We start from the raw sequence: 26,631 nt of genomic DNA, 5'->3' as shown, positions 1-26,631 counted from the left end.
ATTGGTGAGACAGGCTATGAAAGTAGGAATTATTGGCGCCATGGAGCAGGAAGTAACTCTGCTGCGTGACAAAATTGAAGACAGAAAAACTCTCTCCATCGCAGGTTGCGAAATCTATACGGGAACGCTGAACGGTAACGAAGTGGCTTTGCTGAAATCCGGTATCGGCAAAACATCAGCAGCCCTGGGCACGACTCTGCTTCTGCAGTTATGCCAGCCGGACGTTGTCATCAATACCGGTTCCGCGGGCGGACTGGCTCCGTCTCTGAAGGTCGGTGATATCGTTGTTTCCGATGAGGTTCGCTACCACGACGTCAATGTGACTGCTTTTGGTTATGCACCTGGTCAGATGGCGGGTTGTCCTGAAGGTTTCATCGCTGATGCCAGCCTTATCACTGCCGCCGAACAGAGTATTGCGGCGCTTAAACTGCATGCTGTCCGTGGACTGATTGTCAGTGGCGATGCGTTTATTAATGGCGCTGAGCCACTCGCTTACATCCGTAATACCTTCCCGGACGCTATCGGGGTTGAAATGGAAGCCACGGCCATCGGGCATGTCTGCCATCAGTTTAATGTCCCGTTCGTTGTGGTTCGTGCCATCTCTGATGTTGCTGACCAGGAATCTCACCTCAGCTTTGATGAGTTCCTGAGTGTCGCCGCACAACAATCTTCCCTGATGGTGGAAGATTTAGTGGCACGTCTGGCGGCTAACGGCTGACAGCGCCATAAACCGGCAGCTCCTGCCGGTTTTTTCTCAACCGCCCTCTCTTTTTCCTGAAACCGATGACTTCCCATGGTGAAATATTCCCCCCGCGGCCCCTTCGTCCGTCAGGCTAAAAAGTTTACAAAAACTAATATTCCACAAAAAAAAACTGACAACGCAGCCTCCTTCTTTAAAAATCAAACAGCCAATATCGGGACAGATTTTCGCCCTTTTCATTAAACACTGAGGAGCACAGAGGGACATAGGGTAAAGAGAATGAAGGCAGTTCAGGAGTTCAGGAGTTCAGGAGTTCAGGAGTTCAGGAGTTCAGGAGTTCAGGCAGGCTAAACCGCAGGAGATCATAGCTCCCGCGGAATTTTTGGTCAGATACTAAAAGACGAGCCACAACCACAGGTGGTTTTGGCATTCGGGTTAGTGACGATGAATCGGGAACCTTCCAGGCCCTCGGTATAATCCACACATCCCCCGACCAGATATTGCAGGCTCATCGGGTCGACCACCAACGCAACGCCCTGTTTCTCGATGGTCATATCACCGTCGTTGATTTTATCATCGAACGTGAAGCCATACTGAAACCCGCTGCAACCGCCGCCGGTAATATACACACGTAATTTGAGTTCCGGATTGTCTTCGTCAGCGATCAAAAATTTCACTTTATTCGCCGCAGCTTCAGTAAACTCTAACGGTACTGCTGCAATATCATCGCTCATAACTTACTCCAATAAACTTCAGGGCCGGAAAGGGCCACAATTCCCCCATTATCTGTCAGCAAATTTCTGCAATCAAGCACTCTGCTTGGCCGTCTGTGCCGAAGCCTGCGCATTATCTGCTGACTGGCGAGCCAGCGTTCTCGCCAGAAGCGTCGAGTAAATGGGTTTACCTCCCAGAAACTGAGCTACCAGTGTTGCCCCCAGATAAGTGATAATCATCGGTAAGATCAGCTGATAATTATCGGTCATTTCCAGCACCAGTACGATCCCCGTCAGCGGAGCCCTGACGGAAGCGGCAAATAATGCCCCCATCCCTGCAATAGCAAAGGTCCCTGTCTGCAAATGATATTGCGGAAAGAATGCGGCCGCAGTCATGCCCAGAACGGTTCCCAGCAAGGTTCCCAGAGAAAGCATCGGGGCAAAAATCCCCCCGGGCGCACCGGAGCAGAAACTGATCAGCGTGGTCGCCATCCGTAACAGAAAGATAGTTAACAGCATGGCATAGCCATAGTGTCCGCTGAAGGCCTGGGGGATCAACGCCAGCCCTCCGCCGGTCATGGCCGGGAAACAGAGTGTCAGTAAGCCGCAGCTCCCTCCGATAATCGCCCCCATCAGCAGAATATTTTTCATTTCCCCCCCGTGCAGACGGGCAAAGATGTCCTGCAGGGTGAAGATAAGCTGATTAAAAATAACGCCCAGAATACCAAAGATGATACCGGCGACCAGATAGAGCCAGAGGGTATTCAGAGGAGCATTCGTCAGTCTGCCGACGTTCAATACCGCCCCCTCGCCATTAAAAATACGAAAGATAATGCAGGCCATGATGACGCCAATAAAGACGGCTTTTATCGAGATCAGGCTGTAGCGGAATTGCAGCCTCATCTCTTCGAGAATAAACAAAATGCCCGCCAGTGGAGCATTAAACGCCGCGGTCAGCCCCGCGGCGGCCCCGGTCGCCAGCAGTGTGTGCCGGGCTTCATTCCCTTTCATACGGAAAATATCCAGTACCATCCGTCCGAGATTACCGCCCATTTGCACTGTCGGTCCTTCCCGGCCCAGCACCATGCCAGCCCCTAATGTCCCCATGCCGCCGAGAAATTTCACCGGGACGACACGCCACCAGCGTACTGGCCGTAATTCTTCCATCGCGCCTTCGATTTCAGGAATACCGGAGCCGCCAGCTTCCGGGGCAAAACGTTTTACCAGCCAAAACCCCCACATCGCCAGCAACGCGGAAATCCCTATTGAAGCAAGGACAGAGAATACAGAAGGCAGTGCTTCGATAGCATGCAGACGATAGTGCTGTACCGCACTGATGGCCTTATCAAAAGCGACACCGGCCAGACCGGCCAGGATCCCGACCAGAGCGGCAAGAATGAGTATGGCTACGGGGGTTTTGTCTTTACGTAACAGCAGTCGTAAATAATCGGTTCTGCGTAAAGGGATAACCGGTAATTGCTCAGTTGAAGAAGGTATATTGTCCATATCCGTCTGATGAATAAGCGACCATCGCAGCAGTATACCGTTTAATACGCTTTTTTGGTGCTTAAATGTAGCAATACAATACCCGGGACTTTCGCGCCGCAAGGGAGTTCCCGTAAACTACCTGTTGTAATTATTCAGCGACAACAGGAACCGATGTGATGAGCAAGTCTGAACACCTATACCATGAGGCACAACGTCTTATCCCGGGCGGCGTAAACTCTCCCGTACGGGCATTTACCGGCGTTGGTGGCACCCCTTTATTTATCGAACATGCCGAAGGGGCCTATTTATATGACGCAGACGGCAAAGCCTACATCGACTATGTCGGTTCATGGGGCCCGATGGTGCTGGGCCATAATAATCCCGGTATCCGCAATGCCGTGATTGAAGCTGCAGGGCGGGGTCTGAGCTTTGGTGCGCCGACCGAAATGGAAGTCCGGATGGCGGAACTGGTCTGTGAACTGGTGCCATCGATGGATATGGTCCGGATGGTCAACTCAGGGACCGAAGCCACCATGAGTGCTATCCGTCTGGCCCGTGGCTACACCGGTCGCGATAAGTTAGTCAAATTTGAAGGCTGCTACCATGGCCATGCCGACCACCTGCTGGTCAAAGCCGGGTCGGGCGCACTGACGCTCGGACAGCCGAACTCTCCGGGTGTTCCTGCTGATTTCGCCCGTCATACGCTGACCTGTACCTATAACGACCTGGATTCTGTACGCGAAGCATTCCGTCAGTACCCACAGGAAATCGCCTGTATTATCGTCGAGCCGGTGGCCGGAAACATGAACTGTATTCCCCCTGCGGAAGGGTTCCTGCAGGGTCTGCGGGAAATCTGTGATGAGAACGGCGCTTTACTGATCATCGATGAAGTGATGACCGGCTTCAGGGTCGCGCTGGGTGGCGCTCAGGCTTACTATGACGTGACACCGGATCTGACCTGCCTTGGCAAGATTATCGGGGGGGGCATGCCTGTCGGTGCCTTTGGCGGACGCCGTGAGGTGATGGAAGCGCTGGCGCCCACCGGCCCGGTATATCAGGCCGGAACGCTTTCAGGTAACCCGTTAGCGATGGCCGCCGGGTTTGCCTGCCTGAGTCAGGTGGCACAACCGGGGACACATTCTACCCTCACCGAACTGACGGATCGTCTGGCCGAAGGCCTGCTGCATGCCGCGCAGGAAGAAAATATCCCGCTGGTGATCAACCATGTTGGCGGAATGTTCGGTATTTTCTTTACCGATTTGCCGTCTGTCACCTGCTACCAGGATGTCTGCCAGTGCGATACGGAACGTTTTAAAAAGTTCTTCCATCTGATGCTGGACGAAGGGATCTATTTTGCTCCGTCAGCGTTTGAAGCCGGATTTATGTCTCTGGCACACAGCCCGGAAGATATTCAGAAGACTATCGATGCAGCCCGCCGCTGCTTTGCCCGTTTGTAATCACCTTAGTCTCTCCGTTAAAAAGGCGCCTGTGCGCCTTTTTTGTTCGGGGGCTCATAAAGACCGGTGTTCACGGCAAGTATTCGCCTGAACCTCGCTATTCCCTGCATTGACCGTCTGACGCGCGGTTACAGTTCACAAATATCTGCCCATAAAAAAAGGCGCCGCAGCGCCTTTTTGTTGATCACTTCAGTCCGTTACTGCCCGAACATATCTTTGATCCAGCCAGCAACACCGTTACTGTTGCTGTCCTGCTGTTCCTGTTGCTGCTGTTGCTGCAACTGCTGCTGCTGTTGTTGCTGCTGCTGCTGTTGCTGACACAACGCATTCGGATCAGATGCCCAGACCGGCAGTGAACGCCAGGTAGTACTGCCGCTGCCACAGATAAAGTTACCTGCTGAATCAATATTCATCATGGTGACATCATCCGGCGGTGTCAGATCCAGCGGCGTCGGTGGCTGGTTAGCCAGGTAACGACGATAGATCTGCAATGCCCCACTGGAGCCCCACAGTTTCGTTGGCTGGTTATTATCGCGACCGACCCAGGTCACTGTCACTTCCTTACCATCAATACCGGTAAACCAGCTGTCCACCATATTGTTCGTTGTCCCGGTTTTACCCGCCAGGTGCATGGTCGGATATTGTGCCCCCAACGCATGCGCTGTGCCGCGGTTAACTACCTGCTGCATCGCATACATCGTCAGGTAAGCCGCTTCCGGTGGCTCAACCCGCTGGGCCTGAGGATAACTCTGGTACAACACTTTACCGTCTTCGGAGATAACGGAGCGAACCGCGGACAGTGTGGCCCGGTTACCGCCACTGGCGATGGACTGGAATGCCTGCGCCACTTCAACCGGAGTCAGGTTAAGTGCACCCAGCAACATGGCAGGGACCGCGGTGAGCTGATCTTTGCCTACCCCGAGTTTCTCCCAGGTATCCACGACGTTGCCAAGGCCTAAAGACATACCGAGGTTAACGGTCGGTACGTTCATTGAGTGCGTCAGTGCATCGACCAGTAACACTTTACCGCTGAAGCGGTGGTCATCGTTTTCCGGACTCCAGATCTGGCCATTCGGCTGTTTTAGTGCCAGCGGCTGGTCAGCGATCCAGCTGTTCAGACGATAGGTCTGAGGCTGAGCCAGCGCGGTCAGATACGTTGCCGGTTTAGCCAGTGACCCGATAGAGCGTCGCGCCTGCATCGCACGGTTATAGCCGGCAAACTGTGGATCAGCGCCGCCAACCATGGCTCTGACTTCCCCCGTGTTCCGGTCAACCACCACCATCGCGGTTTCCAGATCTTTCAATCCGTGCAGTTTTTTCAGCTGCGGAATACCGTCAATGACCGCTTTTTCCGCCGCATCCTGCGAGATCGGGTCCAGCGTAGTGAAAATCTTCACGCCGGAAAGATCTTTAACCTTATCGCCCAGTTTTTGCTGCAGTTCATTACGGACCATCTGCATAAATGCAGGCTGAGGAGTAATGACCCCGCCTTTCGGTTGTACCCCGAGCGGACGGGCAGACAGGCTGTTGTACAGGTCTTCATCAATGTACTTTTGCTGCTGCAGTAAACGCAGGACGACATTACGGCGTTCCAGCGCCAGTTTCGGGTTACGCCACGGGTTATACAGTGATGCACCTTTTACCATACCGACCAGCAGTGCCTGCTGATCCAGACTCAGTTCATCGACCGGGCGACCAAAGTAATAAAGGCTCGCCAGCGGGAAACCACGGATTTGATCATTACCGGCCTGCCCCAGATAAACTTCATTCAGGTACAGTTCCAGGATACGGTCTTTGCTGTAACGTGAATCCATGATAATCGCCATATAGGCTTCACGGATTTTACGCCACAGGGTACGCTTATTGGTCAGGAACAGGTTTTTTACCAGCTGCTGAGTCAGTGTACTTCCGCCCTGAACCGCATGTCCGGCAACGACGTTAGCGACAAATGCACGGCCAATCGAATACAGGCTGATACCGTCATGTTCATAAAAATGACGGTCTTCGGTCGCAATCAGCGTATCGACCAATTGATTCGGGAATCCGGACCGCGGAACAAACAACCGCTGTTCACCGTTCGGGGATTGCAGCATGGTGATCAGACGCGGATCCAGACGGAAATACCCGAAATCACGCCCGGTATCCAGGTTTTTGATTTCCGTCAGTTCACCGTTACTGAACGTCATTTGTGCGTGAATTTGCCCTTCTTGTCCGTCCGGGAAATCAAAAGGACGACGCAGTAAATCGATGGTATTTCCTTTGACCGTAAACTCTCCCGGCCGGGTAATACGCGTGACCTGACGGTACTGCGTCCCTTCCAGCAGTTCGAGCATGCCTTTACGGTCAAAACTCATTCCCGGCTCAAGGCTGACCACCCGTCCGTACACAGCAGCCGGCAGCTGCCAGACTTTACCATCGACACGATGACGGATTTCAGAGTCGAGATAGACGCCCCAGGCGGCAATCACAATGGCGCCTAACAGGAACAGCTTAATCAGCCATCCCAGCCAGCGCCTTTTCTTCATCGGTGGTTTCTTCTTTCCTTTACGTGACAAAGCCACTTCCTCCTCGTAACCACTCATCTCATGATCATCATAAGCTTTCGAATTTTTACTTTTCGCACGGGGGCGCTTTTTTTCCGGTTGACGAGGCGTTTTTCCTTTTCGCCCGATCGGTTCGCGATCGTTCCCAGACATGAATTTTACTCTCCAGGCATAGCCTTAGCATGCGCGTTACTTTAATCCCGATCCCGGGTGATTACATGCCGGAACCCTCTGAAAGAGAGCCCGGTTCATGAATGACCGGGGGAAAATTTTTTACTCCGTCGCGTCGGCATTGCCGTCGCCGGGTCGTCCGGCCACGGGTGTTTAGGATAACGCCCTTTCATTTCCTTCTGCACTTCTCGCCAGGCTCCCTGCCAGAACCCCGCTAAATCCCGGGTAATTTGCAACGGACGCATTGCGGGTGATAACAATTCCAGCACCAGAGGTACGCGGCCTCCGGCGATCACCGGGGTGGTTGCTTCTCCATACATTTCCTGTATGCGGACAGCCAGTACCGGTGATTGTCCGACAGTATAGCGGATCAATAACCGACTCCCCGTCGGCACAGTGTAATGAGTTGGTAGCTCACTATCCAGTCGCTGACGTTGTGGCCATGTGATTAAATGTAATAAAGCTGATGAAATATTAATAGTATTAAACGAACGGGCATCCGTCACCGTCCCCATTTCCGGTAATAGCCAGCTTTCCAGGCTGGCCAGCAATGCCTCGTCGTCCATGGCAGGCCAGTTATCCTGCGGCAACCATTCCGCAGCACAGGCCAGACGCGCCCGCAATTGTTCAGATGCCGGTGACCAGGGTAAGACCTTCAGACCTTTCGCCCGGACCCAGCGCAGCATCGCCTGATGAAGCAGACCTGCTTCCGGACGTTCTCCTGGACGGGAAGTCAGGATCAACGCGCCAATCGCCCTCTGTCGACGCACCCGTAGTATCCCTTTTTCTTCATCCCATTCCACTTCATCCCGCTCTGTCACAAGGCCAGGATAGCTGGCCTGTAACGCGGTAATATCTACCGGCAGAGCCAGACGGATACGGGCCTCAGACGCTTGTGCGTTCAGTGATAACTGCAAAACGATAAGCCATTCATGCCTGAGTAGCGGAGAGTCGTTCAGGGTGCTGGCCCCGATACCTTTGGCCAGCAGGTAGCGCCCGCTCTGACTACGCTGTCGTGCTAACTGGTCGGCAAACCCTGCCATCAGTAACTCCGCGATCCTGCCATCTTCTGGCCGGGCTGCAGCCAGCCCGCTTTTTTTATGTAACGCTTTTGCGCGAAGACGCCAGCTCTCCTGCGGGTGCAGAAAGAGTGACACGAGATCCCCGTCATGCCGGCGGGGAGGATCTTCCAGAATAGCCACCAGCAAACTGGCTGTTGCCATCGCCTGCGGGGAATGCATACCCGCACTCAGCAGAGCGGCCAGCCGCGGATCGGTCCCTGCCGCCGCCATCTGCCGCCCGCGGGCAGTTAACTGATGCCGGTCATTGACCGCTCCCAATTGCTTCAGTACCTGCAGAGCCGCCTGGCAATGTTTTTCCGGCGGGCAATCCAGCCATTGAAGCTGAGTCACCTGCGAACATCCCCAGGTCAGTAAATCCAGCATCAGTCCGGTCAGATCACTGTGCAGAATTTCAGCATCTGCTGTCGCGGCCGCACGTTCAGCCTGCTCCTGACTGATTAAATGCCAGCAAATGCCCGGAGCCAGTCGTCCTGCTCGTCCGGCCCGCTGTACCATGGATGCCTGACTGATACGCTGTGTTTGTAATATGCTGAGCCCGCTTTTACTGTCAAAGCGGACGGATCGTTCCAGGCACGAATCAATGACCAGCGTAATTCCTTCAATGGTCAGACTGGTTTCTGCAATATTGGTCGCCAGCACCACTTTTCGTCGGCCCGGGGCTGCCGGCGCGATCGCTTGCTGCTGAGCCGTCAGCCCCATTGCACCATATAAAGGAAAGAGGCCGGTGTCCTCACTCAGACGGCTACTCAGTGCCTCTTTAACTGCCAGAATTTCTTTTTCCCCGGGCAGAAACAGCAACAGCGATCCCGGATGATCGTTCATTATCTGTGCGGTTTCGCGGGCAACGGCCTGTGCAAAAGGTAGCCTGGCAGACAGTGAAACAAACCGCCGCTCGACTGGAAAACTCCTTCCCTCTGAAATAATCACCGGGGCATCGGGAAGCAACCCGGTCAGTCGCTGGTGGTCGAGCGTGGCAGACATGAGTAAGATTTTCAGGTCATCCCGCAGGCTCTGCTGTACATCCAGTAATAACGCTAATGACAGGTCAGCCTGTAAGCTGCGTTCATGGAACTCGTCCAGGATCACCAGCGACACGCCATTCAGTTCGGGATCCTGCTGTAACATTCGCGTCAGAATACCTTCGGTCACCACCTCCAGCCGGGTCTGTGGCCCTGTCCGGCTTTCACCGCGCATACGGTAACCAATGGTCTGCCCGGGGACTTCACCCAGCGTATCAGCCAGACGGCGAGCGACACTCCTGGCCGCCAGACGACGGGGTTCCAGCAGAATAATCCGTCCCTCACCCTGCATTCGCTGAAGCAGTTGCAGGGGTAACCAGGTGGATTTCCCCGCGCCTGGCGGCGCTATCAGTAAGACCTGAGGCGCGCGCTCCAGCGCTTCAGACAATTCATCCAGCACTTCACTGACCGGTAATGACTGCAACGAAAACTCCGCACAAGCTATGTTAATATTGCCGGCATGATAACACTCTACGAAATCATCCTCACCTTTGCTGACCCGCTCAACGTCAGCGCGACTGACGGACAACAGCAACCGTCTTTTTCTGTCTGAGGGAGCTGAAATGACCGGACAACAGTATTTTTTTGCCCTCACGTTACCCCCGGCGCTGCAACGTTCACTGGTGGCCTGGCGGGCAGAACATTTTCCGGCGGATTACGGGCGTCCGCTGCCTGCGGCCGGACTGATGATGACACTGGCCTGGCTCGGGGAGATCAGTGAGCTTTCCGTCGCAGGTTTGCAACAGCAGGCAGCCCGCATCCGCCAACCGGCCTTTACCCTGACGCTGAACGATGCCGGCCACTGGCCCCGGTCAGGCCATATCTGGCTGGGGAGCCGTGCTGCTCCGTCAGGGCTATTACAACTGGCAGCCCTGTTGCGTTCGCGGGCTGCGCGCCAGGGGTGTCCGCAGCCTTCGTTGCCTTTTCACCCTCATGTGCGGCTTATCCATCAGGCTTTCCAGCCGGTGAAACTGCCTGCGCCAGGGTTTTCGTGGCAAACCCGGATGACTGACTTCTCCCTGATGGCCATCCCCGGCAGTGGCCGGAGACGGGCTTCCCATTGTGTGGCTCGCTTTCCTTTACTGACCGATACTATCCCATAAAGAGATTTTCATTATGCAGTTCATTCCCGCACTGAAATCTGCCCGTTTAATTAAGCGTTATAAACGTTTTCTGGCCGATGTTGAGACCCCGCAAGGGGATATTTTTACCCTTCACTGTGCCAATACCGGCGCAATGACAGGATGTGCCACGCCAGGCGATACCGTATGGTATTCCACCTCTGACAGTAAAACCCGTAAGTACCCTCATAGCTGGGAACTGACCGAAACCGCTGCCGGCGATATGATTTGCGTGAACACGTTGCGGGCTAATTCACTGTTTTACGAAGCCTTCACCGCCGGAGTGATCTCTGAACTGGCGGGTTACCGCGACTGTAAACGTGAAGTGAAATACGGCGCAGAGGGCAGCCGGATAGATTTTCTGCTCCGGGCACCGGAAGTCGCTGATTGCTATGTTGAAGTAAAATCGGTCACGCTGCTGGAGGAGGGAAAAGGCTATTTCCCGGATGCCGTTACCGTTCGCGGGCAAAAACATCTGCGGGAACTGATGGCGATTGCTGAGTCCGGTCAACGGGCCGTCCTTTTTTTTGCTGTCTTACATAGCGGAATTGAACAAATAAACGTCGCCCGACACATTGATCCCCGCTATGCCGCACTTCTTGATCAAGCCAGACTCGCCGGGGTCGAAATTCTGGTCTATAAAGCCTCTCTGACATCTGCCGATGCTAAAATAGAATTTTCTATGGCTTTCGGGCAGTAAAAGGCCGCAATCATGTGTATTGCAAAGATTATTCTATGCTTTGATGTCAAACTTATTGACAAGCGAGCAACAAGACACAATATCAGTAATTGCCAATAGGGATAGCTTCTGCTATTTATAGCGGCCTGTTTTTTTCCCTCTATGGGAATCGATAGTGCGTGTTATCCAGGAGAAACAGCATGCAAGAAGGGCAAAACCGTAAAACATCGTCCCTGAGTATCCTCGCCATCGCTGGGGTGGAGCCATATCAAGGGAAACCGGGCGAAGAGTATATGAACGAAGCCCAGCTGACTCACTTCAGAAAAATTCTTGAAGCCTGGCGTAATCAACTCAGGGATGAAGTCGACCGTACTGTCACACATATGCAGGACGAAGCGGCGAACTTCCCGGATCCGGTTGACCGGGCCGCTCAGGAAGAAGAGTTCAGTCTGGAACTGCGTAACCGTGACCGTGAACGTAAACTGATCAAAAAGATCGAGAAAACCCTGAAAAAAGTCGAAGATGACGATTTCGGTTACTGTGAATCCTGCGGTGTAGAGATTGGCATCCGTCGTCTTGAGGCTCGTCCGACAGCCGATTTATGTATCGATTGTAAGACGCTGGCCGAAATCCGTGAAAAGCAAATGGCTGGTTAACTCCGGTCCTGAGCTTACTCTGCCGGACAGCACTGCCATTGCGGCAGTGTTGTCCGGCCATTTCTGCTTATGATGTTAAAAAATTCCTGTATCGGGCGCTTTGCCCCCTCACCTTCCGGCCCCTTGCATTTCGGCTCGCTGATTGCCGCCCTCGGCAGTTATCTCAGCGCCCGGGCACAGCAAGGCACCTGGCGGGTTCGCATCGAAGATATTGACCCTCCCCGCGAGGCCCCCGGCGCCGCTGACACCATCCTGACGCAACTTGACCATTACGGACTGCATTGGGACGGCGATATACTGTGGCAATCCCGACGGGCCGGGGCATATCATGACATTCTTCAGCAGCTCATTTCACACCACCAGAGTTATTTCTGCCACTGTAGTCGCCGCCGTATTCAACAAACCGGAGGCTATTATGACGGACATTGCCGTCATCTGAATCTGCCTGCCAATGAGGCTGCCCTGCGTTTTTTTCAGCAACATCCGGTTTTCTCATTCACCGACCGCCTGCGCGGTAACATAGTTACGCATCCGCAACTGGCCGCCGAAGACTTTATCATTCATCGCCGTGACGGATTATTTGCCTATAACCTCGCCGTGGTGGTGGATGACCATTATCAGGGAGTGACGGAAATCGTGCGGGGCGCAGACCTGATTGAACCCACGGTCAGGCAAATCAGTTTGTATCAGCAACTGGGCTGGCCGGTGCCCGACTATATGCACCTGCCGCTGGTCATCACGCCAGACGGGGGGAAATTATCAAAACAGAACCATGCTCCGTCGTTACCGGCTGATGATCCCCGGCCGGTCTTAGCCTGTGCTTTACAGTTTTTAGGCCAGCCATTGCCTGAGCTCTGGCGGGACCTTTCGCGGGATGCGTTGTTAAAACAGGCAATAAAACAATGGGATCCGGGGAAAATTCCGATGAAAGATGCATTAATCCCGACCGGATAACCTAACAGCATTCTCAAACAGCTCACAACAGGCTATGATTAGCCGCTGTTTTGAGCATCACTTAATTTATGCCACTGTCGAGGTGTACCATTTTTACCCGAGTAGCGAATTTCTGCCGGAAAGTCCTCCTTCGTGAAGAAGAAGCCCCCGCAGAGAAAAAAGACCAAAATCTGATGACTGTCATTCCACGCGATCAGCATAATATCTCCCGCCGGGACATCAGCGAAAATGCGCTGAAGGTGTTGTATCGCTTAAATAAAGCGGGCTTTGAAGCCTATCTGGTGGGCGGCGGTGTCCGGGATCTTCTGCTGGGTAAAAAACCGAAAGATTTCGACATTACCACCAACGCCACCCCTGAACAAATGCGCAAGCTGTTCCGTAACTGCCGCCTGGTCGGCAGACGCTTCCGTCTGGCTCACGTCATGTTCGGCCCTGAGGTTATCGAGGTCGCCACCTTCCGTGGGCATCACGCGCTGGAAACAGCGACCGATACCGCAGAGGATCGCAATCAGTCTCAGCGCGGTCAGAACGGAATGCTGTTGCGGGACAATATTTTTGGCTCAATTGAAGATGATGCCCAGCGGCGCGACCTGACCATCAATAGCCTCTACTACAGCGTAGCCGACTTCACGGTCCGTGATTATGTCGGCGGTCTGCAGGATTTACAGCAGGGCATTATTCGCCTGATTGGTGATCCGGAAACCCGTTACCGTGAAGATCCGGTGCGGATGATCCGTGTTGTCCGTTTCGCGGCTAAACTGAATATGTCCATCGATCCACACACCGCAGAGCCGATTACACGGCTGGCAACCCTGTTGAAAGATGTTCCTTCCGCACGTCTGTTTGAAGAATCACTGAAGCTGCTGCAGGCCGGTTATGGCGAGCAGACCTATGCTCTGCTTAAACAATACCAGCTCTTCCAGCCCCTGTTCCCGACCATTACACAGTATCTGACCGCTCAGGAAGATAGTGCAATGGAACGTATGATTGTTCAGGTGCTGAAAAATACCGATACCCGAATTCACAATGATATGCGGGTGAACCCGGCGTTCCTGTTTGCGGCCATGCTCTGGTATCCGCAATCTGAACGAGCGCAGCAAATTGCCCAGGAAAGCGGTCTGCCCTGGTACGAAGCCTTTGCCCTGGCGATGAACGATACGCTGGATGAAGCCTGCCGTGCCATCGCCATTCCTAAACGCATTACCAGCCTGATCCGTGATATCTGGTCACTGCAGCTTCGTTTACCTCGCAGGCACGGCAAACGCGCCTGGAAGCTGATGGAACATCCGAAGTTCCGGGCCGCTTACGATTTACTGCTGCTGCGCGCTGAAGTCGAAAATAATGCTGAGCTGGAACGTCTGGCCCAGTGGTGGGGTGAGTTCCAGTCAGCCCCGCCTCCGCGTCAGGCCTCGATGATCCAGAGCCTGGGCACGGATCCTACGCAGCGCCGCCGGCATAATCGCTCCCGTCGCCGTCAGCCTGCAGCCCGGAAGAGCTGATTAATGACCCGGGTCTACATTGCGCTGGGCAGCAACCTTGCTGACCCTCTGCACCAGGTGCAGGCCGCACTCAACGCGCTGGATGCCATTCCCGGCAGCCAGCGTGTCGCGACCTCTTCCCTGTACCGTACTCCGCCTTACGGCCCTCCCGATCAGCCGGATTACCTGAATGCGGTGATTGCCCTTGAAACGTCACTGGAAGCCGCCGACTTGCTTGATCACACCCAGCGTATTGAGCTGGAACAGGGTCGTATCCGCAAAGATGAACGCTGGGGGCCACGCACGCTGGATCTCGATATTTTGTTATTTGGTCAGCAGATTATCGACACTCCGCGGTTAACCGTCCCGCATTACGATATGCACCGCCGCGCATTTATGTTGCTGCCCCTGAATGAAATCGCCCCGGACTGCCGTCTCCCGGATGGCCGAACCGTCAGTGAGTTACTGGCTGCACTGGATAGCCGCGAAATCAGCCTCTGGTAACGTCTTCTCTGCGGGGGATCATTTCCCCGCTCATCACATTCCGGTAAACTTCAGCATCAAAAAAAAGATGACAAGAGGTTATTATGAAACCGGTGACCCTTCGGGATCTCAGAAAATGGAAGCAGTCAGGAGAGAAATTTGCTGCGCTGACGGCCTACGATTATAGCTTTGCTCACCTTTTTGCAGAGCAGGCGATCCCTGTTCTGCTGGTCGGGGATTCGCTGGGGATGACCCTTCAGGGCCATGACTCAACCTTACCGGTCACCGTAGCGGATATTGCTTATCACACCGCCATGGTGCGTAAAGGGGCCCCCGCCGCGTTGCTGATGTCAGACCTCCCCTTTATGAGCTATGCCACCCCGGAACAGTCCTGTGAAAATGCCGCACAGCTTATGCGCGCCGGGGCCAATATGGTCAAACTGGAAGGAGGCGCCTGGCTGAGTGAGACCGTACGCTGTCTGACTGAACGGGCAGTACCGGTCTGCGGACATCTGGGACTGACGCCTCAGTCAGTCAATATTTTTGGCGGTTACAAGGTCCAGGGCCGCGAACAGGCGGCGGCTGACACTCTGATCAGTGATGCACTGGCACTCGAACGGGCTGGCGCGCAATTACTGGTACTTGAGTGCGTACCGGTATCGCTGGCTCGCCATATTACCGCGGAGTTATCCATTCCGGTGATCGGTATCGGTGCCGGTGCCGGTACCGACGGACAAATTCTGGTCATGCATGATGCCTTAGGGATCACCCCCGGTAAGCCTCCGAAATTCAGTAAAAACTTCCTTGCCGATACCGGGGATATCCGCACCGCGATTGCGCTGTATAAACGTCAGGTGGCTGAAGGCAGTTACCCGGCGGAAGAACACAGTTTTCATTGAAATTTCAATAAGAAAGGAAACCTTCCATGCTTATTATTGAAACACCCGCAGCCTTACAGGAAGAAATCAGTCGCCTGCGGCGTAAAAACCTGCGCATCGCCCTGGTACCAACGATGGGAAACCTGCATGACGGACATTTGCGACTGATCGCTACCGCCAGAGCCCATGCAGATATCGTCGTCGCTTCCATTTTTGTGAACCCGATGCAATTTGATAAGCCTGAGGATCTGTCCCGTTATCCCCGGACATTCCGCGAAGACAGCGAAAAGCTGGAACAACACCGGACGGATATTCTGTTTGTGCCCGGGGTCAGTGCTATTTATCCTCAGGGGACTGACGATCAGACCTTTGTTGAGGTGCCCGGACTTTCAGGTTTACTCGAAGGGGCAAGCCGGCCAGGCCATTTCCGGGGGGTCACCACCATTGTCAGTAAGCTCTTTAATATGGTACGCCCGGATGTCGCCTGTTTTGGCGAGAAAGATTTTCAGCAGTTACTCGTCATCCGTAAAATGGTCGCCGATTTGGGTTACCCGATAGAGATAATCGGAGTACCTACCGTGCGAGCCCCGGATAACCTGGCGTTAAGCTCGCGTAATGGCTATCTGACGCCGGAAGAGCGTAACAAAGCCCCTTACCTGAGCCAGGTCATGAACACTCTCGCCGATCAACTGACGGCCGGACAAACCGATATCAGCACACTTATCGCGGAGGCGGGATCACAGCTCCGTGAATACGGATTTACCCCTGATAATATTGCGATTTGCGACAGCGAGACGCTGCAACCGCTGACATCTGACAGCCGTAATGCGGTGATCCTGATGGCGGCCTGGCTCGGTGATGCCAGACTGATTGATAATCAGACGGTGGCTCTTTAGCAGGTTTCCGGTGAACTGACTGCAGAAGAAAAGACGGGAAGGTCTCCCCGCCGCCGGGAGGTGGCGGGGAGCGGAGATCAGCTACGTAAGCCTCTGCCGCGCTGGATCAGTGTCCAGACCAGGGTATAGAAAGCTGCGATAAAGACCAGCAGAATAGTAATGGTTAACGCGACCGGAACATCACTGATCCCCAGGAAGCCATAACGGAACCCGCTGATCATGTAGACGATAGGGTTCAGTTTGGAAATCACCTGCCAGACCGGCGGCAGCAGAGACAGCGAATAAAACACGCCTCCCAGATAGGTCAGCGGTGTCAGAACGAACGTCGGGATCAGGCTGATATCATCAAACGAACGGGCAAATACCGCATTCAGCAGCCCGGCCAGCGAAAACAGCACCGATGTCAGGACGATGGTTAACGCAACCATTGGCCAGAAATAGACATGAAACGGTACAAAGCACAGAGAAATTGCCGTGACCAGGATCCCGACACAGATCCCCCGCGCTACGCCGCCGCCGACATAGCCGGCAATTATGATATGGGTCGGCACCGGAGCGACCAGTAACTCTTCAATATTGCGCTGAAATTTTGCACTGAAGAAAGAGGAAGCCACGTTGGAATAGGAGTTGGTGATCACCGACATCATAATCAGACCCGGCACGATAAACTGCATATAGCTGAAGCCATGCATATCACCGATTCGGGAACCAATCAGATTACCGAAAATAATAAAATAGAGTGTCATGGTGATCACCGGCGGCACCAGTGTCTGTATCCAGATCCGCATAAAACGATGGATCTCTTTGCCCCAGATACTCTTTAACGCGACCCAGTATAAATGCGTCATGAATTTCCCTCCGCAGAACCATTGACCAGACTGACAAACAGCTCTTCCAGACGGTTGGCTTTATTACGCATACTCAATACCGAAATTCCCTGTGATGTCAGCTGACTGAAGACATCATTCAGTCCCTGCTCACGCAGAACTTCGACTTCCAGGGTTGAGGAGTCCACCAGCTGAGCAGTGAACCCGTCAAGCTGCGGACGCGGACTGTCCGGCGACAGGTCCAGAATAAAGGTTTCAGACTTTAGCTTGCCGAGCAGGGCTTTCATCGACGTATTTTCTACCAGCTCTCCCCGCTGAATAATGCCGATATTACGGCACAGCATTTCGGCTTCTTCCAGATAGTGGGTCGTCAGAATAATCGTCGTCCCCTGCTCGTTCAGCGCTTTCAGGAACGTCCACATGGAACGACGAAGCTCAATATCGACCCCGGCCGTCGGTTCATCAAGAATTAACAACTTCGGTTCATGCATCAGCGCACGGGCTATCATCAGGCGACGTTTCATCCCGCCGGACAACATTCTTGCCCGCTGATCACGCTTTTCCCAGAGATCCAGTTGTCGCAGGTACTTCTCTGCTCTGATCAATGCCTCTTTCCGCTCAACGCCGTAATACCCTGCCTGACTGACAACAATCCGCAGTACGGTTTCGAAGGGGTTAAAATTGAATTCCTGCGGTACCAGGCCTAACTGGCGTTTAGCATTGACCTTGTCATTTTCAAGATCATAGCCAAACACTTTCACCTGTCCGGAAGTTTTGTTCACCAGTGAACTGATGATACCTATCGTGGTGGATTTACCGGCACCGTTCGGGCCCAGTAACGCGTAAAAATCTCCGGCCCTGACGGTCAGATCCAGCCCTTTAAGGGCATGGATATTCTCACCATAGGTTTTAGTCAGCCCGGAGATTTCCAGTGCATACGTCATACCTGTTCCATCCTGAGATAATGAAGGAGTTAAAATTAATTTTTACCGCAATTTCGTCGGGATCCCCGCAAACAGCGGGTGAAGTCCGCTATCTGAACCGTCCGGTAGCAGAACGTACACCACAGGATACCTGACGGATGACGGCAATGGCTGTCCGAAAGAGGGTGACAGACCGGCAAAACCCGGACCAACGCAGACAGACCGGTGGTGCCTTGTCAGTAATGACAGCATCGGTGAAAAAGAGTGCTCAGTATAAATCAGGCCGGATTAACCGGCCTGAAAGATTGTGCTATTGATATGCCGGACTCAGGGTTCCAGAATAACCACTTTGCCGACATACGGCAGATGGCGATAACGCTGTGCGTAATCAATACCGTAGCCCACAACGAACTCATCCGGGATGGTGAAGCCAACATACTCAACATCCACGTTCACTTCACGGCGCTCAGGCTTATCCAGCAGCGTACAAATGGCCAGAGACTTTGGCTCACGCAGGCGTAAGATCTCACGCACTTTGCTCAGGGTGTTACCGGAATCAATAATATCTTCAACAATCAGCACGTCTTTACCGCGGATATCTTCATCAAGATCTTTAATGATTTTGACATCCCGGGTGCTCGACATACCATTGCCATAACTTGAGGCCGTAATAAAATCGACTTCGTGAGAAACGTCTATTGCCCGGCACAAATCGGCCATAAACATAAATGATCCACGTAACAGGCCGACCAGCACGATATCATTGCCGCGATCACGGTAATCTGCAGAAATTTGCTGGCCCAGAGCTGTAATACGCTGTCTGATTTCTTCTTCAGAAATCATCACTTCTACGGTGTGTTTCATAATATATATCTCACTGATTTTACTCAGCTTAACCTCATTAATGGCGGGGATTAATACAGTCATGATCCACAGATCATGGCGGGGATTATCGCACAGACCAGGCCCTGCACGATAGCCTGAGAACCGATTAAGTCCCTGCGCCCGGAGCCCCTTCCCCTCCCCGGCCCCACCTGTAACGGGAAGGCGGGATAAACTGCGCCACGAATATCAGGTCCGGCTGACCGTAAAGCCAAGCATCATCCCGGTGTCTTCATGCTCCAGCAGATGGCAATGGGCCATATAGGCCTGGCTCTGACTGGCGGTATGGGTGAAATTCACCAGAATTTCACTGACTCCCCCTTCCACCCGGACGATATCCTTCCATCCCTGCCGATGTGCAGCGACCGGTAATCCGTTTTCAGAGAGGATCCTGAACTGAGTCCCATGGACATGGAAAGGATGCAGCATCATGTCTCCCTGGCCACTGATGCGCCAAATCTCTGTCGTCTGAATCGGTACATCAAAGGCGGGGTGATTCATATCAAAGGCTTTACCGTTGATTTTATTACCCTGATGAAAATCATACGCTTTTCCGGTGCTATTCGCAGGGGGCTTATCCATCGCCATACCCGGCATATGATCCATACCGCTGCCCGTCGTCGGTGAGGACATTTCCTGATGTGGCATTGCCATCCCGGCCATTCCCTTACCGGACGACGCGGTTTCACCCATCGACATGCCGCCCATCGCTTTATGTCCGTAGCGTTTAATCAGTGCCGCCATTCCCTGCTGGTCCAGTTGTTTATCCATGGATAACTGCAATGTTCGTTTTGTCATCCCCGCCAGACTCTCCCGTGCTGGCAGTGATGGCATGACCGATAAAGTATCCGGCAGCGTGCTGCTGCCGGCAATACGTATCGGCAGCACATTCAGTACCGGTAATGGCTGGTCAAACGGCGCCAGTACCATGCCGGCCTGCTCTGTAGGCAGCGTCACTAAGTCAAACGCTTTACCGTCACTGGTATCGACCATCACTTCAAAGCGCTCGCCCGGGATCATTTCCAGGCTATCCACCTTGACGGGCTGAGCCAGTAAACCACCATCACTGGCAATAACATAGAGCGGACGTTGATCACTGGCGCTAAGGATAAGGCTGCGGGCATTACAGCCGTTCAGCATCCTGAAACGCACCCAGCCACGGGGGACCGCATGCTGCGGGTAGCTGACACCGTTAGTCAGCATCATATTGCCAAACCAGCCGACCGCAGCCCGCATAATGTCCAGCTGGTAGTCAATCTGCGAACCATCAGCGGTCAATTGCTTGTCCTGAAATACCAGCGGAATATCATCCACTCCCCATTCAATCGGCAAGCGCAGCAGGTCAATTTCATCATCATCAATGATCAACATTCCTGCCAGCCCTTTGGCGACCTGATAGCCGGTATGGCCGTGATAATGCGGGTGATACCAGCAAGTCGCCGCTTGCTGATCCGGCGTAAAAGTCACTTCCCGGCGACCTCCCGCCGGGATCACTTCCTGCGGCCCGCCATCCACATCCCCCCCGACTTTCAGTCCATGCCAGTGGAGCGTCGTTGCCATCGGTAACGTGTTATTAATGTCGATAGTGACCTGCTGCTGACGGCGAAGACGGATGGCCGGGCCCAGTAAACTGCCATTGTAGCCCCAGGTGGGCACCTCCTGGCCTTGCCACCGGGTCACTCCGGTCATTACCGTCAGCCGGATACGCTGACGGATATCCGGCATCAGTTGTGACGGTACGGGTAATAACGGTCTTGTCGCAGCCATCAGTGAACGGCTCCAGATCGGGAGTAAGCCTGCCGCTGCACACGCAGTAGTCAGCTTCAGAAAATCTCGACGCTGCATAACGGAATATCCTTAGACGAAAAAGCATTTGTTAAGCATAAACCCTCTCCCTGCGGGAAGGTCAATACTCACCCTGCTTGCAAAGCGGTCAAAATAATCGTCATCCTGACAGCAACTATGCTAACGTGGATAACATGATATCGACCAGAGAACCCCAATGACTAAAATCTTCAGGCTGCTGTTGTTGACCGCATTAATGGGCGTCACCGGCACCAGCTTTGCTCTCGATGAATCTCAGGCCGAAGATATGGCCGACTTAACGGCAGTCTTCATCTACCTGAAAAATGACTGTGGTTACCAGAAAATTCCCGATAATCAGATCCGAAATGCCCTGATCTTCTTCGCCCGACAGAATCACTGGGATTTAAGTAACTATGACCAGATGAATATGCAACAACTCGGCGAAGCAAGCTATGAAGATCTGAGCGGTATCGCCGTGCCGCAGGCTCAGAAATGCCAGTCTCTGGCTGATAAATCGCTGAGCCTGCTCTCTTATGTTAAGCAGTGATCAGAAAGGCAGATGCCGTGCATCACTTCCGTGACTTCGTTATCATCATCAGCTTATTTTTATCATCCGGTAATACAGGAGAGTAATCACGTGTCACAGCACGATAAATGGCATGAAACATTGCATGACGGTTTCGGGCAGTATTTTACTGTCGATAAAGAACTTTATCGGGATAAAACCGAACATCAGGATTTAGTGATTTTCGAAAACAGTGCCTTCGGCAGAGTCATGGCTTTGGATGGTGTGGTACAAACCACCGAACGTGATGAATTTATCTACCATGAAATGCTGACCCACGTACCGCTTTTCGCCCACGGTGAAGCCCGCAGTGTGCTGATTATCGGCGGCGGTGATGGCGGAATGCTGCGCGAAGTCGCACGTCATCCTGGCGTGGAACGGATCACTATGGTCGAAATTGACGCCGGGGTCGTAACGTTCTGCCGTGAGTACCTGCCGAACCATAGCGCGGGTGCTTATGATGACCCCCGCTTTACGCTGGTGATCGACGACGGTGTTAACTTCGTGAATCAGACAGATCAGAAATTTGATGTGATCATTTCTGACTGTACGGACCCGATCGGTCCCGGTGAAAGCCTCTTCACCTCTGACTTCTACGAAGGCTGCCAGCGTTGTCTGAATGAAGGCGGGATCTTCGTCGCACAGAACGGGGTCTGTTTTCTGCAGCAGGAAGAAGCGATTAACAGCCATCGTCGCCTGCGCCCTTATTTCTCAGATGTCAGTTTTTACCAGGCCGCGGTTCCGACCTATTACGGCGGAATTATGACTTTTGCCTGGGCGAGTAATGACGAGTCTCTGCGTACACTCACTCACGAGACGCTCACTCAGCGTATTAATGAATCCGGCATTACCTGCCGCTATTATACACCGGCTATTCATCAGGGCAGTTTTGCCTTACCGCAGTATTTACTGGATGCTCTGGCAGCAGAGTGATCCGCAACTTTCCCTAAAGGAGGTGGACTAAATTGCAAAAGCTAAAACTACATGGCTTCAATAATCTGACGAAAAGCCTGAGTTTTTGTATCTATGATATTTGCTACGCGAACACAAAAGAAGAACGTGACGGCTACATCGCATATATCGACGAGCAATATAATGCTAACCGACTGACTGAAATTCTGACTGAAACCTGTTCTATCATAGGGGCTAATGTCCTGAACATTGCCCGCCAGGACTACGAGCCCCAGGGGGCCAGCGTCACTATTCTGGTGAGTGAAGAACCGGTTAATCCTGAAGATATCGATACCTCAGAGCACCCCGGCCCGCTACCGGATGCGATTGTTGCTCATCTCGATAAAAGCCATATCTGCGTACATACCTATCCGGAAAGCCACCCGGAAGGCGGTCTCTGTACTTTCCGGGCAGATATCGAAGTTTCGACCTGTGGTGTGATCTCCCCGCTGAACGCCCTGAACTACCTTATTCATCAGCTGGAATCCGATATCGTGACCATCGACTACCGTGTCCGTGGGTTCACCCGCGATATTAACGGGGTAAAACATTTCATCGATCATGAAATTAATTCGATTCAGAATTTTATGTCAGAGAATATGAAATCGATGTACGACATGATGGATGTCAATGTCTACCAGGAAAATATCTTTCACACCAAAATGCTGCTGAAAGAATTTGACCTGAAGCACTATCTGTTCAATACCCGTCCGGAAGATTTGACGGCCGGTGAACACCAGCGGATCACTGATCTGTTATGGAAAGAGATGCGTGAAATTTATTATGGCCGCAATATTCCTGCGGTAAATCAGAAATAAACGCTATCGGACCGGCACGCTGTTGCCGGTCTTTTCCTGCTCCCCGTTAACGGCGCTCAATAAACTTCTGATAGGCATCCACCAGCAGAAAGAAGTCTTCAACGCCACAAAATGCCAGTGACTCCTGATCGTAATAGCTCATTCCTTCTTCAGGTTCATCCGTATCAAAAGACAGCATATTGGCACTGATCATCACTTCTTCATCATCAATCCACAACGTGTACTCTTTACCCGTGCGGCTCCATTGCCGGGTCGTCCCTTTGACCGAACGGGCACCTTCACGTACCTCGTCGAGCAACGCCAGGTCTCCCCTGACTTCATCATTAAACCAGTGACCGACCGCCTCATGGTCCATCGACATGCGTACGATCACATTGCCGGTAACATCATGAACAAACTGGTATTCCATAACTGACTCCTGACGATACTGATGACATGATCATCAGCTCACAACTGTTAACATCTGTCGCTGCCGTTAGCAGGCTATGACACAGACACGGCCCGTATCCCGCGCCAGCACGACCGCAGAACAGGGATAAAAAAAGCACAGCCTGCGCTGTGCTTTTTCGCCTGAGACTATATTAACAGTAATCAGACGCTGGTCTGAAAAATAACGTCTTTAGCTTTGTCAGTATATTCGGGCAGGTGGTCAAAATTCAGGTAGCGGTAGGTATCGCTGGCTGTTTTATCCACCTCTGCCATGAAATGCTGATATTCGTCCGGCGTAGGCAGTTTGCCTGACAGAGAGGCCACAGCGGCGAGCTCAGCAGATGCCAGGTAGACGTTCGCACCATTCCCTAAACGGTTAGGGAAGTTACGGGTTGAGGTCGATACCACCGTCGCCCCGTCAGCGACACGGGCCTGGTTCCCCATGCAGAGTGAACATCCCGGAATTTCAACCCTGGCACCACTCTTACCAAAGACACTGTAGTAACCTTCTTCCGTCAACTGGGCGGCATCCATTTTGGTCGGCGGCGCAACCCATAACCGGGTCGGCAGCGGTCCTTTATGGCTATCCAGCAATTTACCGGCAGCACGGAAGTGACCGATATTGGTCATACAGGACCCGATAAAGACCTCATCAATTTTCTCACCCTGCACATCGGATAACCAGCGGGCGTCATCCGGATCATTCGGCGCACACAGGATAGGCTGCGTGATCTCATTCAGATCGATATCGATCACCGCCGCATATTCTGCATCCGCATCCGCTTCAAGTAGTTGCGGATCCGCCAGCCATTGTTCCATGCCCTGGATACGGCGTTCGAGAGTACGGCGATCGCCATAACCTTCCGCAATCATCCATTTCAGTAGCACAATATTGGAATTGAGATATTCAATGATCGGCGCTTTATCCAGCTTGATCGTACAACCTGCCGCGGAACGTTCCGCTGAAGCATCAGAAAGTTCAAAAGCCTGTTCCGCTTTCAGATCCGGTAAACCTTCGATCTCCAGAATACGACCGGAGAAGATATTCTTTTTCCCTTTCTTCTCGACCGTCAGCAGTCCCTGTTTGATAGCATACAACGGGATAGCATGAACCAGGTCACGCAGGGTGATCCCGGGCTGCATCTTACCACTGAAACGCACCAGTACAGACTCCGGCATATCCAGGGGCATCACACCGGTGGCAGCAGCAAACGCGACGAGTCCGGAGCCGGCCGGGAACGAAATACCGATAGGGAAACGGGTATGAGAGTCTCCGCCGGTGCCGACCGTGTCCGGTAACAGCATGCGGTTCAGCCAGCTATGGATAATACCATCGCCCGGACGCAGAGAGACCCCGCCACGGTTCATTATGAAGTCCGGTAACGTGTGCTGCATCTGTACGTCGACCGGTTTGGGATACGCTGCCGTATGGCAAAACGACTGCATGACTAAATCAGCAGAGAAGCCGAGGCAGGCAAGATCCTTCAGTTCATCACGGGTCATTGGCCCGGTCGTATCCTGAGAACCGACAGACGTCATTTTTGGCTCACAGTATTCGCCTGGACGAATACCGGCGACACCACAGGCCCGGCCGACCATTTTCTGGGCCAGCGAGAAACCACGCTCACTTTTCACCACGTCCTTCGCTTTACGGAAGACGTCACTGTGCGGCAGGGAAAGTGCCTCACGGGCGCGGGCCGTCAGACCACGACCAATGATCAGCGGGATACGTCCACCCGCGCGAACCTCATCCAGCAGAACATCGGTTTTCAGCGCAAAGGTTTCCAGCAGTTCGTTATCCTCATGACGGCGAACTTCACCTTTATAAGGATAAATATCAATGACATCCCCCATATTGAGGCCGCTGACATCCACTTCTATCGGTAAGGCACCGGCATCTTCCATGGTATTGAAGAAGATCGGCGCGATTTTTCCGCCCAGAACCACACCGCCGCCCTTCTTATTCGGTACATAAGGGATATCATCCCCCATAAACCACAGGACAGAGTTGGTGGCTGATTTACGGGAAGAACCGGTACCGACCACATCCCCGGTATAGACCAGCGGAAAGCCTTTACTCTGTAAGGCTTCGATTTGTTTAATCGGGCCAATATTTCCGGCATCGTCCGGGGTAATGCCGTCACGGGCAATTTTCAGCATCGCCAGCGCATGCAACGGAATATCAGGACGAGACCAGGCATCCGGAGCCGGAGAAAGATCATCGGTATTGGTTTCACCGGTCACTTTAAAGACGGTCAGCGTGATCTTCTCCGCCAGCTCAGGACGGGACAGGAACCATTCGGCATCCGCCCAGGACTTCAGTACCTGCTGTGCAAAGGGATTACCTGCTTTGGCTTTTTCTTCAACATCATAAAAATTATCAAACATCAGCAGGGTATGGGACAGGGCTTTTGCCGCACCGGCCGCCAGCTTTTCATCATCCAGCGCATCGATTAACGGATGGATGTTATATCCTCCCTGCATAGTACCCAGCAGATCTACCGCTTTTTCAGGCGTGATTAGCGGGGAAGTGGCTTCACCTTTAACGATAGCCGCAAGGAACCCGGCTTTTACATAGGCAGCTTCATCAACACCAGGGGGGACACGATTTATCAGCAGATCTAACAGAAATTCTTCTTCACCTTTCGGTGGAGTTTTCAGCAGTTCAACCAGTGCTGCGGTCTGGGACGCATCTAAAGGCTTGGGGACAATGCCCATAGCAGCACGTTCGGCAACGTGCTTACGGTATTCATCTAGCACGACGTTCTCCTCACTCACATTGTATTGGCTTCCTGCGCTATGGCTCTGCATGTAAAAGGTATTATCGCAGAGATTAAAAGCGCGGGTCCGCTTTGGCAGCTTATCAGCATCCTGATCTGTTGTTAATCTGTTTACAAAAAATCAACATCCTTGCCGTTCAGGGAACATGCCGGTACATAACGCTAATCAGCTGAAATATAATACATTAATTAAACTAGCACTCTTCATGCTGAAACATAAAGAAAAAATATCACTCCATTTCCGGCGACAGCCACCGGCCTGCGGGGACTTTTCAGGCAATATAAAAAACGCTGGTTGAACTGTGGTTTAAGTTGCGGGTTTACCTTACCTG

General features: G+C 52.9%; 23 protein-coding genes. 13 read left to right on the top strand and 10 right to left on the bottom strand.

Annotated elements, in window-relative coordinates; translation table 11 throughout:
• Positions 1–16 precede the first annotated feature (16 nt).
• Positions 17–718, top strand: a complete 702-nt coding sequence (gene mtnN, locus GTPT_RS06010; RefSeq protein ID WP_025901280.1) for a 5'-methylthioadenosine/S-adenosylhomocysteine nucleosidase — start codon at positions 17–19, stop codon at positions 716–718.
• 368 nt (positions 719–1,086) lie between these two features.
• Here mtnN and erpA read toward each other — a convergent pair whose 3' ends face one another.
• Positions 1,087–1,434 carry an iron-sulfur cluster insertion protein ErpA gene (gene erpA, locus GTPT_RS06005; RefSeq protein WP_025901279.1) on the bottom strand — a complete coding sequence of 116 codons (348 nt, stop codon included), beginning with the start codon at positions 1,432–1,434 and terminating at the stop codon, positions 1,087–1,089.
• A 72-nt stretch (positions 1,435–1,506) separates the two neighbouring features.
• The gene (gene clcA, locus GTPT_RS06000) at positions 1,507–2,919 is read right to left on the bottom strand and encodes a H(+)/Cl(-) exchange transporter ClcA (RefSeq protein ID WP_029990218.1); all 1,413 of its coding nucleotides are present in this window, start codon (positions 2,917–2,919) and stop codon (positions 1,507–1,509) included.
• A gap of 158 nt (positions 2,920–3,077) precedes the next feature.
• Here clcA and hemL point away from each other — a divergent pair, with 158 nt between their 5' ends.
• Complete coding sequence (gene hemL / locus GTPT_RS05995) at positions 3,078–4,358, top strand: glutamate-1-semialdehyde 2,1-aminomutase (RefSeq protein ID WP_025901277.1); 1,281 nt, start codon at positions 3,078–3,080, stop codon at positions 4,356–4,358.
• Between the two features lie 197 nt (positions 4,359–4,555).
• On the opposite strand, the gene mrcB is transcribed toward hemL, so the two are convergent.
• On the bottom strand, positions 4,556–7,054 hold the full coding sequence (mrcB, locus tag GTPT_RS05990) for a bifunctional glycosyl transferase/transpeptidase (RefSeq protein WP_029990219.1): 2,499 nt from the start codon (positions 7,052–7,054) through the stop codon (positions 4,556–4,558).
• A gap of 95 nt (positions 7,055–7,149) precedes the next feature.
• A complete protein-coding gene (gene hrpB, locus GTPT_RS05985; RefSeq protein ID WP_156022684.1) occupies positions 7,150–9,597 on the bottom strand; it encodes an ATP-dependent helicase HrpB in 2,448 nt (815 codons plus the stop codon).
• A gap of 139 nt (positions 9,598–9,736) precedes the next feature.
• Here hrpB and thpR point away from each other — a divergent pair, with 139 nt between their 5' ends.
• The 8 genes from thpR to panC all read left to right on the top strand — a co-directional run bounded on the left by thpR (position 9,737) and on the right by panC (position 16,318).
• Positions 9,737–10,276 carry an RNA 2',3'-cyclic phosphodiesterase gene (gene thpR, locus GTPT_RS05980; RefSeq protein ID WP_025901274.1) on the top strand — a complete coding sequence of 180 codons (540 nt, stop codon included), beginning with the start codon at positions 9,737–9,739 and terminating at the stop codon, positions 10,274–10,276.
• Between the two features lie 13 nt (positions 10,277–10,289).
• The gene (sfsA, locus tag GTPT_RS05975) at positions 10,290–10,994 is read left to right on the top strand and encodes a DNA/RNA nuclease SfsA (RefSeq protein WP_029990222.1); all 705 of its coding nucleotides are present in this window, start codon (positions 10,290–10,292) and stop codon (positions 10,992–10,994) included.
• Between the two features lie 179 nt (positions 10,995–11,173).
• Entirely contained in the window at positions 11,174–11,629 is a 456-nt protein-coding gene (gene dksA, locus GTPT_RS05970) for an RNA polymerase-binding protein DksA (protein ID WP_025901272.1), read from the top strand.
• A gap of 72 nt (positions 11,630–11,701) precedes the next feature.
• Complete coding sequence (gene gluQRS, locus GTPT_RS05965; RefSeq protein ID WP_029990223.1) at positions 11,702–12,583, top strand: tRNA glutamyl-Q(34) synthetase GluQRS; 882 nt, start codon at positions 11,702–11,704, stop codon at positions 12,581–12,583.
• Positions 12,584–12,672: 89 nt separating this feature from the next.
• A complete protein-coding gene (gene pcnB, locus GTPT_RS05960; protein WP_206749751.1) occupies positions 12,673–14,082 on the top strand; it encodes a polynucleotide adenylyltransferase PcnB in 1,410 nt (469 codons plus the stop codon).
• Between the two features lie 3 nt (positions 14,083–14,085).
• Positions 14,086–14,565: a 2-amino-4-hydroxy-6-hydroxymethyldihydropteridine diphosphokinase gene (gene folK / locus GTPT_RS05955; protein WP_025901270.1), complete on the top strand. Its 480-nt coding sequence runs from the start codon at positions 14,086–14,088 to the stop codon at positions 14,563–14,565.
• A gap of 83 nt (positions 14,566–14,648) precedes the next feature.
• Positions 14,649–15,443, top strand: coding sequence for a 3-methyl-2-oxobutanoate hydroxymethyltransferase (gene panB / locus GTPT_RS05950; RefSeq protein ID WP_025901269.1), 795 nt, complete (start codon positions 14,649–14,651; stop codon positions 15,441–15,443).
• Between the two features lie 26 nt (positions 15,444–15,469).
• Positions 15,470–16,318, top strand: coding sequence for a pantoate--beta-alanine ligase (panC, locus tag GTPT_RS05945; protein ID WP_025901268.1), 849 nt, complete (start codon positions 15,470–15,472; stop codon positions 16,316–16,318).
• Positions 16,319–16,395: 77 nt separating this feature from the next.
• Here panC and GTPT_RS05940 read toward each other — a convergent pair whose 3' ends face one another.
• The 4 genes from GTPT_RS05940 to cueO form a co-directional block, all read right to left on the bottom strand.
• Positions 16,396–17,166, bottom strand: a complete 771-nt coding sequence (locus GTPT_RS05940; RefSeq protein WP_025901267.1) for an ABC transporter permease — start codon at positions 17,164–17,166, stop codon at positions 16,396–16,398.
• Positions 17,163–18,089 (bottom strand): ABC transporter ATP-binding protein, encoded by a 927-nt coding sequence (locus tag GTPT_RS05935; protein ID WP_025901266.1) that lies wholly within the window; start codon positions 18,087–18,089, stop codon positions 17,163–17,165. Before GTPT_RS05935 ends, GTPT_RS05940 begins: the two co-directional genes overlap by 4 nt.
• 306 nt (positions 18,090–18,395) lie before the next feature.
• Positions 18,396–18,932 (bottom strand): hypoxanthine phosphoribosyltransferase, encoded by a 537-nt coding sequence (gene hpt / locus GTPT_RS05930; protein ID WP_029990224.1) that lies wholly within the window; start codon positions 18,930–18,932, stop codon positions 18,396–18,398.
• A 207-nt stretch (positions 18,933–19,139) separates the two neighbouring features.
• The gene (cueO, locus tag GTPT_RS05925) at positions 19,140–20,795 is read right to left on the bottom strand and encodes a multicopper oxidase CueO (RefSeq protein ID WP_025901264.1); all 1,656 of its coding nucleotides are present in this window, start codon (positions 20,793–20,795) and stop codon (positions 19,140–19,142) included.
• Between the two features lie 157 nt (positions 20,796–20,952).
• Between cueO and GTPT_RS05920 the strand changes: the two genes are divergently transcribed.
• From GTPT_RS05920 to speD, 3 genes are all read left to right on the top strand, one after another.
• A complete protein-coding gene (locus tag GTPT_RS05920) occupies positions 20,953–21,303 on the top strand; it encodes a YacC family pilotin-like protein (RefSeq protein ID WP_025901263.1) in 351 nt (116 codons plus the stop codon).
• Between the two features lie 90 nt (positions 21,304–21,393).
• Complete coding sequence (speE, locus tag GTPT_RS05915) at positions 21,394–22,254, top strand: polyamine aminopropyltransferase (protein WP_029990225.1); 861 nt, start codon at positions 21,394–21,396, stop codon at positions 22,252–22,254.
• A gap of 32 nt (positions 22,255–22,286) precedes the next feature.
• On the top strand, positions 22,287–23,090 hold the full coding sequence (speD, locus tag GTPT_RS05910) for an adenosylmethionine decarboxylase (RefSeq protein WP_025901261.1): 804 nt from the start codon (positions 22,287–22,289) through the stop codon (positions 23,088–23,090).
• 46 nt (positions 23,091–23,136) lie between these two features.
• On the opposite strand, the gene GTPT_RS05905 is transcribed toward speD, so the two are convergent.
• Positions 23,137–23,499, bottom strand: a complete 363-nt coding sequence (locus GTPT_RS05905) for a YacL family protein (protein WP_025901260.1) — start codon at positions 23,497–23,499, stop codon at positions 23,137–23,139.
• Between the two features lie 182 nt (positions 23,500–23,681).
• A complete protein-coding gene (gene acnB / locus GTPT_RS05900; RefSeq protein ID WP_111678767.1) occupies positions 23,682–26,279 on the bottom strand; it encodes a bifunctional aconitate hydratase 2/2-methylisocitrate dehydratase in 2,598 nt (865 codons plus the stop codon).
• Positions 26,280–26,631 lie beyond the last annotated feature (352 nt).

It is taken from the genome of Tatumella ptyseos ATCC 33301 (assembly GCF_000735525.1).
Taxonomy (GTDB): domain Bacteria; phylum Pseudomonadota; class Gammaproteobacteria; order Enterobacterales; family Enterobacteriaceae; genus Tatumella; species Tatumella ptyseos.
The sequence above is the reverse complement of the archived record's forward strand: the minus strand, read 5'-3'. Positions and strand labels throughout refer to the sequence as shown.

Bases quoted from the DNA above. Each gene is read 5' to 3' on its own strand.
- GTPT_RS05935 (WP_025901266.1), bottom strand. From the start codon at position 18,089: ATGACGTATGCACTGGAAATCTCCGGGCTGACTAAAACCTATGGTGAG.
- panC (WP_025901268.1), top strand. From the start codon at position 15,470: ATGCTTATTATTGAAACACCCGCAGCCTTACAGGAAGAAATCAGTCGC.
- hpt (WP_029990224.1), bottom strand. From the start codon at position 18,932: ATGAAACACACCGTAGAAGTGATGATTTCTGAAGAAGAAATCAGACAG.
- erpA (WP_025901279.1), bottom strand. From the start codon at position 1,434: ATGAGCGATGATATTGCAGCAGTACCGTTAGAGTTTACTGAAGCTGCG.
- cueO (WP_025901264.1), bottom strand. From the start codon at position 20,795: ATGCAGCGTCGAGATTTTCTGAAGCTGACTACTGCGTGTGCAGCGGCA.
- panB (WP_025901269.1), top strand. From the start codon at position 14,649: ATGAAACCGGTGACCCTTCGGGATCTCAGAAAATGGAAGCAGTCAGGA.
- GTPT_RS05920 (WP_025901263.1), top strand. From the start codon at position 20,953: ATGACTAAAATCTTCAGGCTGCTGTTGTTGACCGCATTAATGGGCGTC.
- folK (WP_025901270.1), top strand. From the start codon at position 14,086: ATGACCCGGGTCTACATTGCGCTGGGCAGCAACCTTGCTGACCCTCTG.
- gluQRS (WP_029990223.1), top strand. From the start codon at position 11,702: ATGTTAAAAAATTCCTGTATCGGGCGCTTTGCCCCCTCACCTTCCGGC.
- sfsA (WP_029990222.1), top strand. From the start codon at position 10,290: ATGCAGTTCATTCCCGCACTGAAATCTGCCCGTTTAATTAAGCGTTAT.
- hemL (WP_025901277.1), top strand. From the start codon at position 3,078: ATGAGCAAGTCTGAACACCTATACCATGAGGCACAACGTCTTATCCCG.
- GTPT_RS05905 (WP_025901260.1), bottom strand. From the start codon at position 23,499: ATGGAATACCAGTTTGTTCATGATGTTACCGGCAATGTGATCGTACGC.
- clcA (WP_029990218.1), bottom strand. From the start codon at position 2,919: ATGGACAATATACCTTCTTCAACTGAGCAATTACCGGTTATCCCTTTA.
- mrcB (WP_029990219.1), bottom strand. From the start codon at position 7,054: ATGTCTGGGAACGATCGCGAACCGATCGGGCGAAAAGGAAAAACGCCT.
- thpR (WP_025901274.1), top strand. From the start codon at position 9,737: ATGACCGGACAACAGTATTTTTTTGCCCTCACGTTACCCCCGGCGCTG.
- mtnN (WP_025901280.1), top strand. From the start codon at position 17: ATGAAAGTAGGAATTATTGGCGCCATGGAGCAGGAAGTAACTCTGCTG.
- dksA (WP_025901272.1), top strand. From the start codon at position 11,174: ATGCAAGAAGGGCAAAACCGTAAAACATCGTCCCTGAGTATCCTCGCC.
- GTPT_RS05940 (WP_025901267.1), bottom strand. From the start codon at position 17,166: ATGACGCATTTATACTGGGTCGCGTTAAAGAGTATCTGGGGCAAAGAG.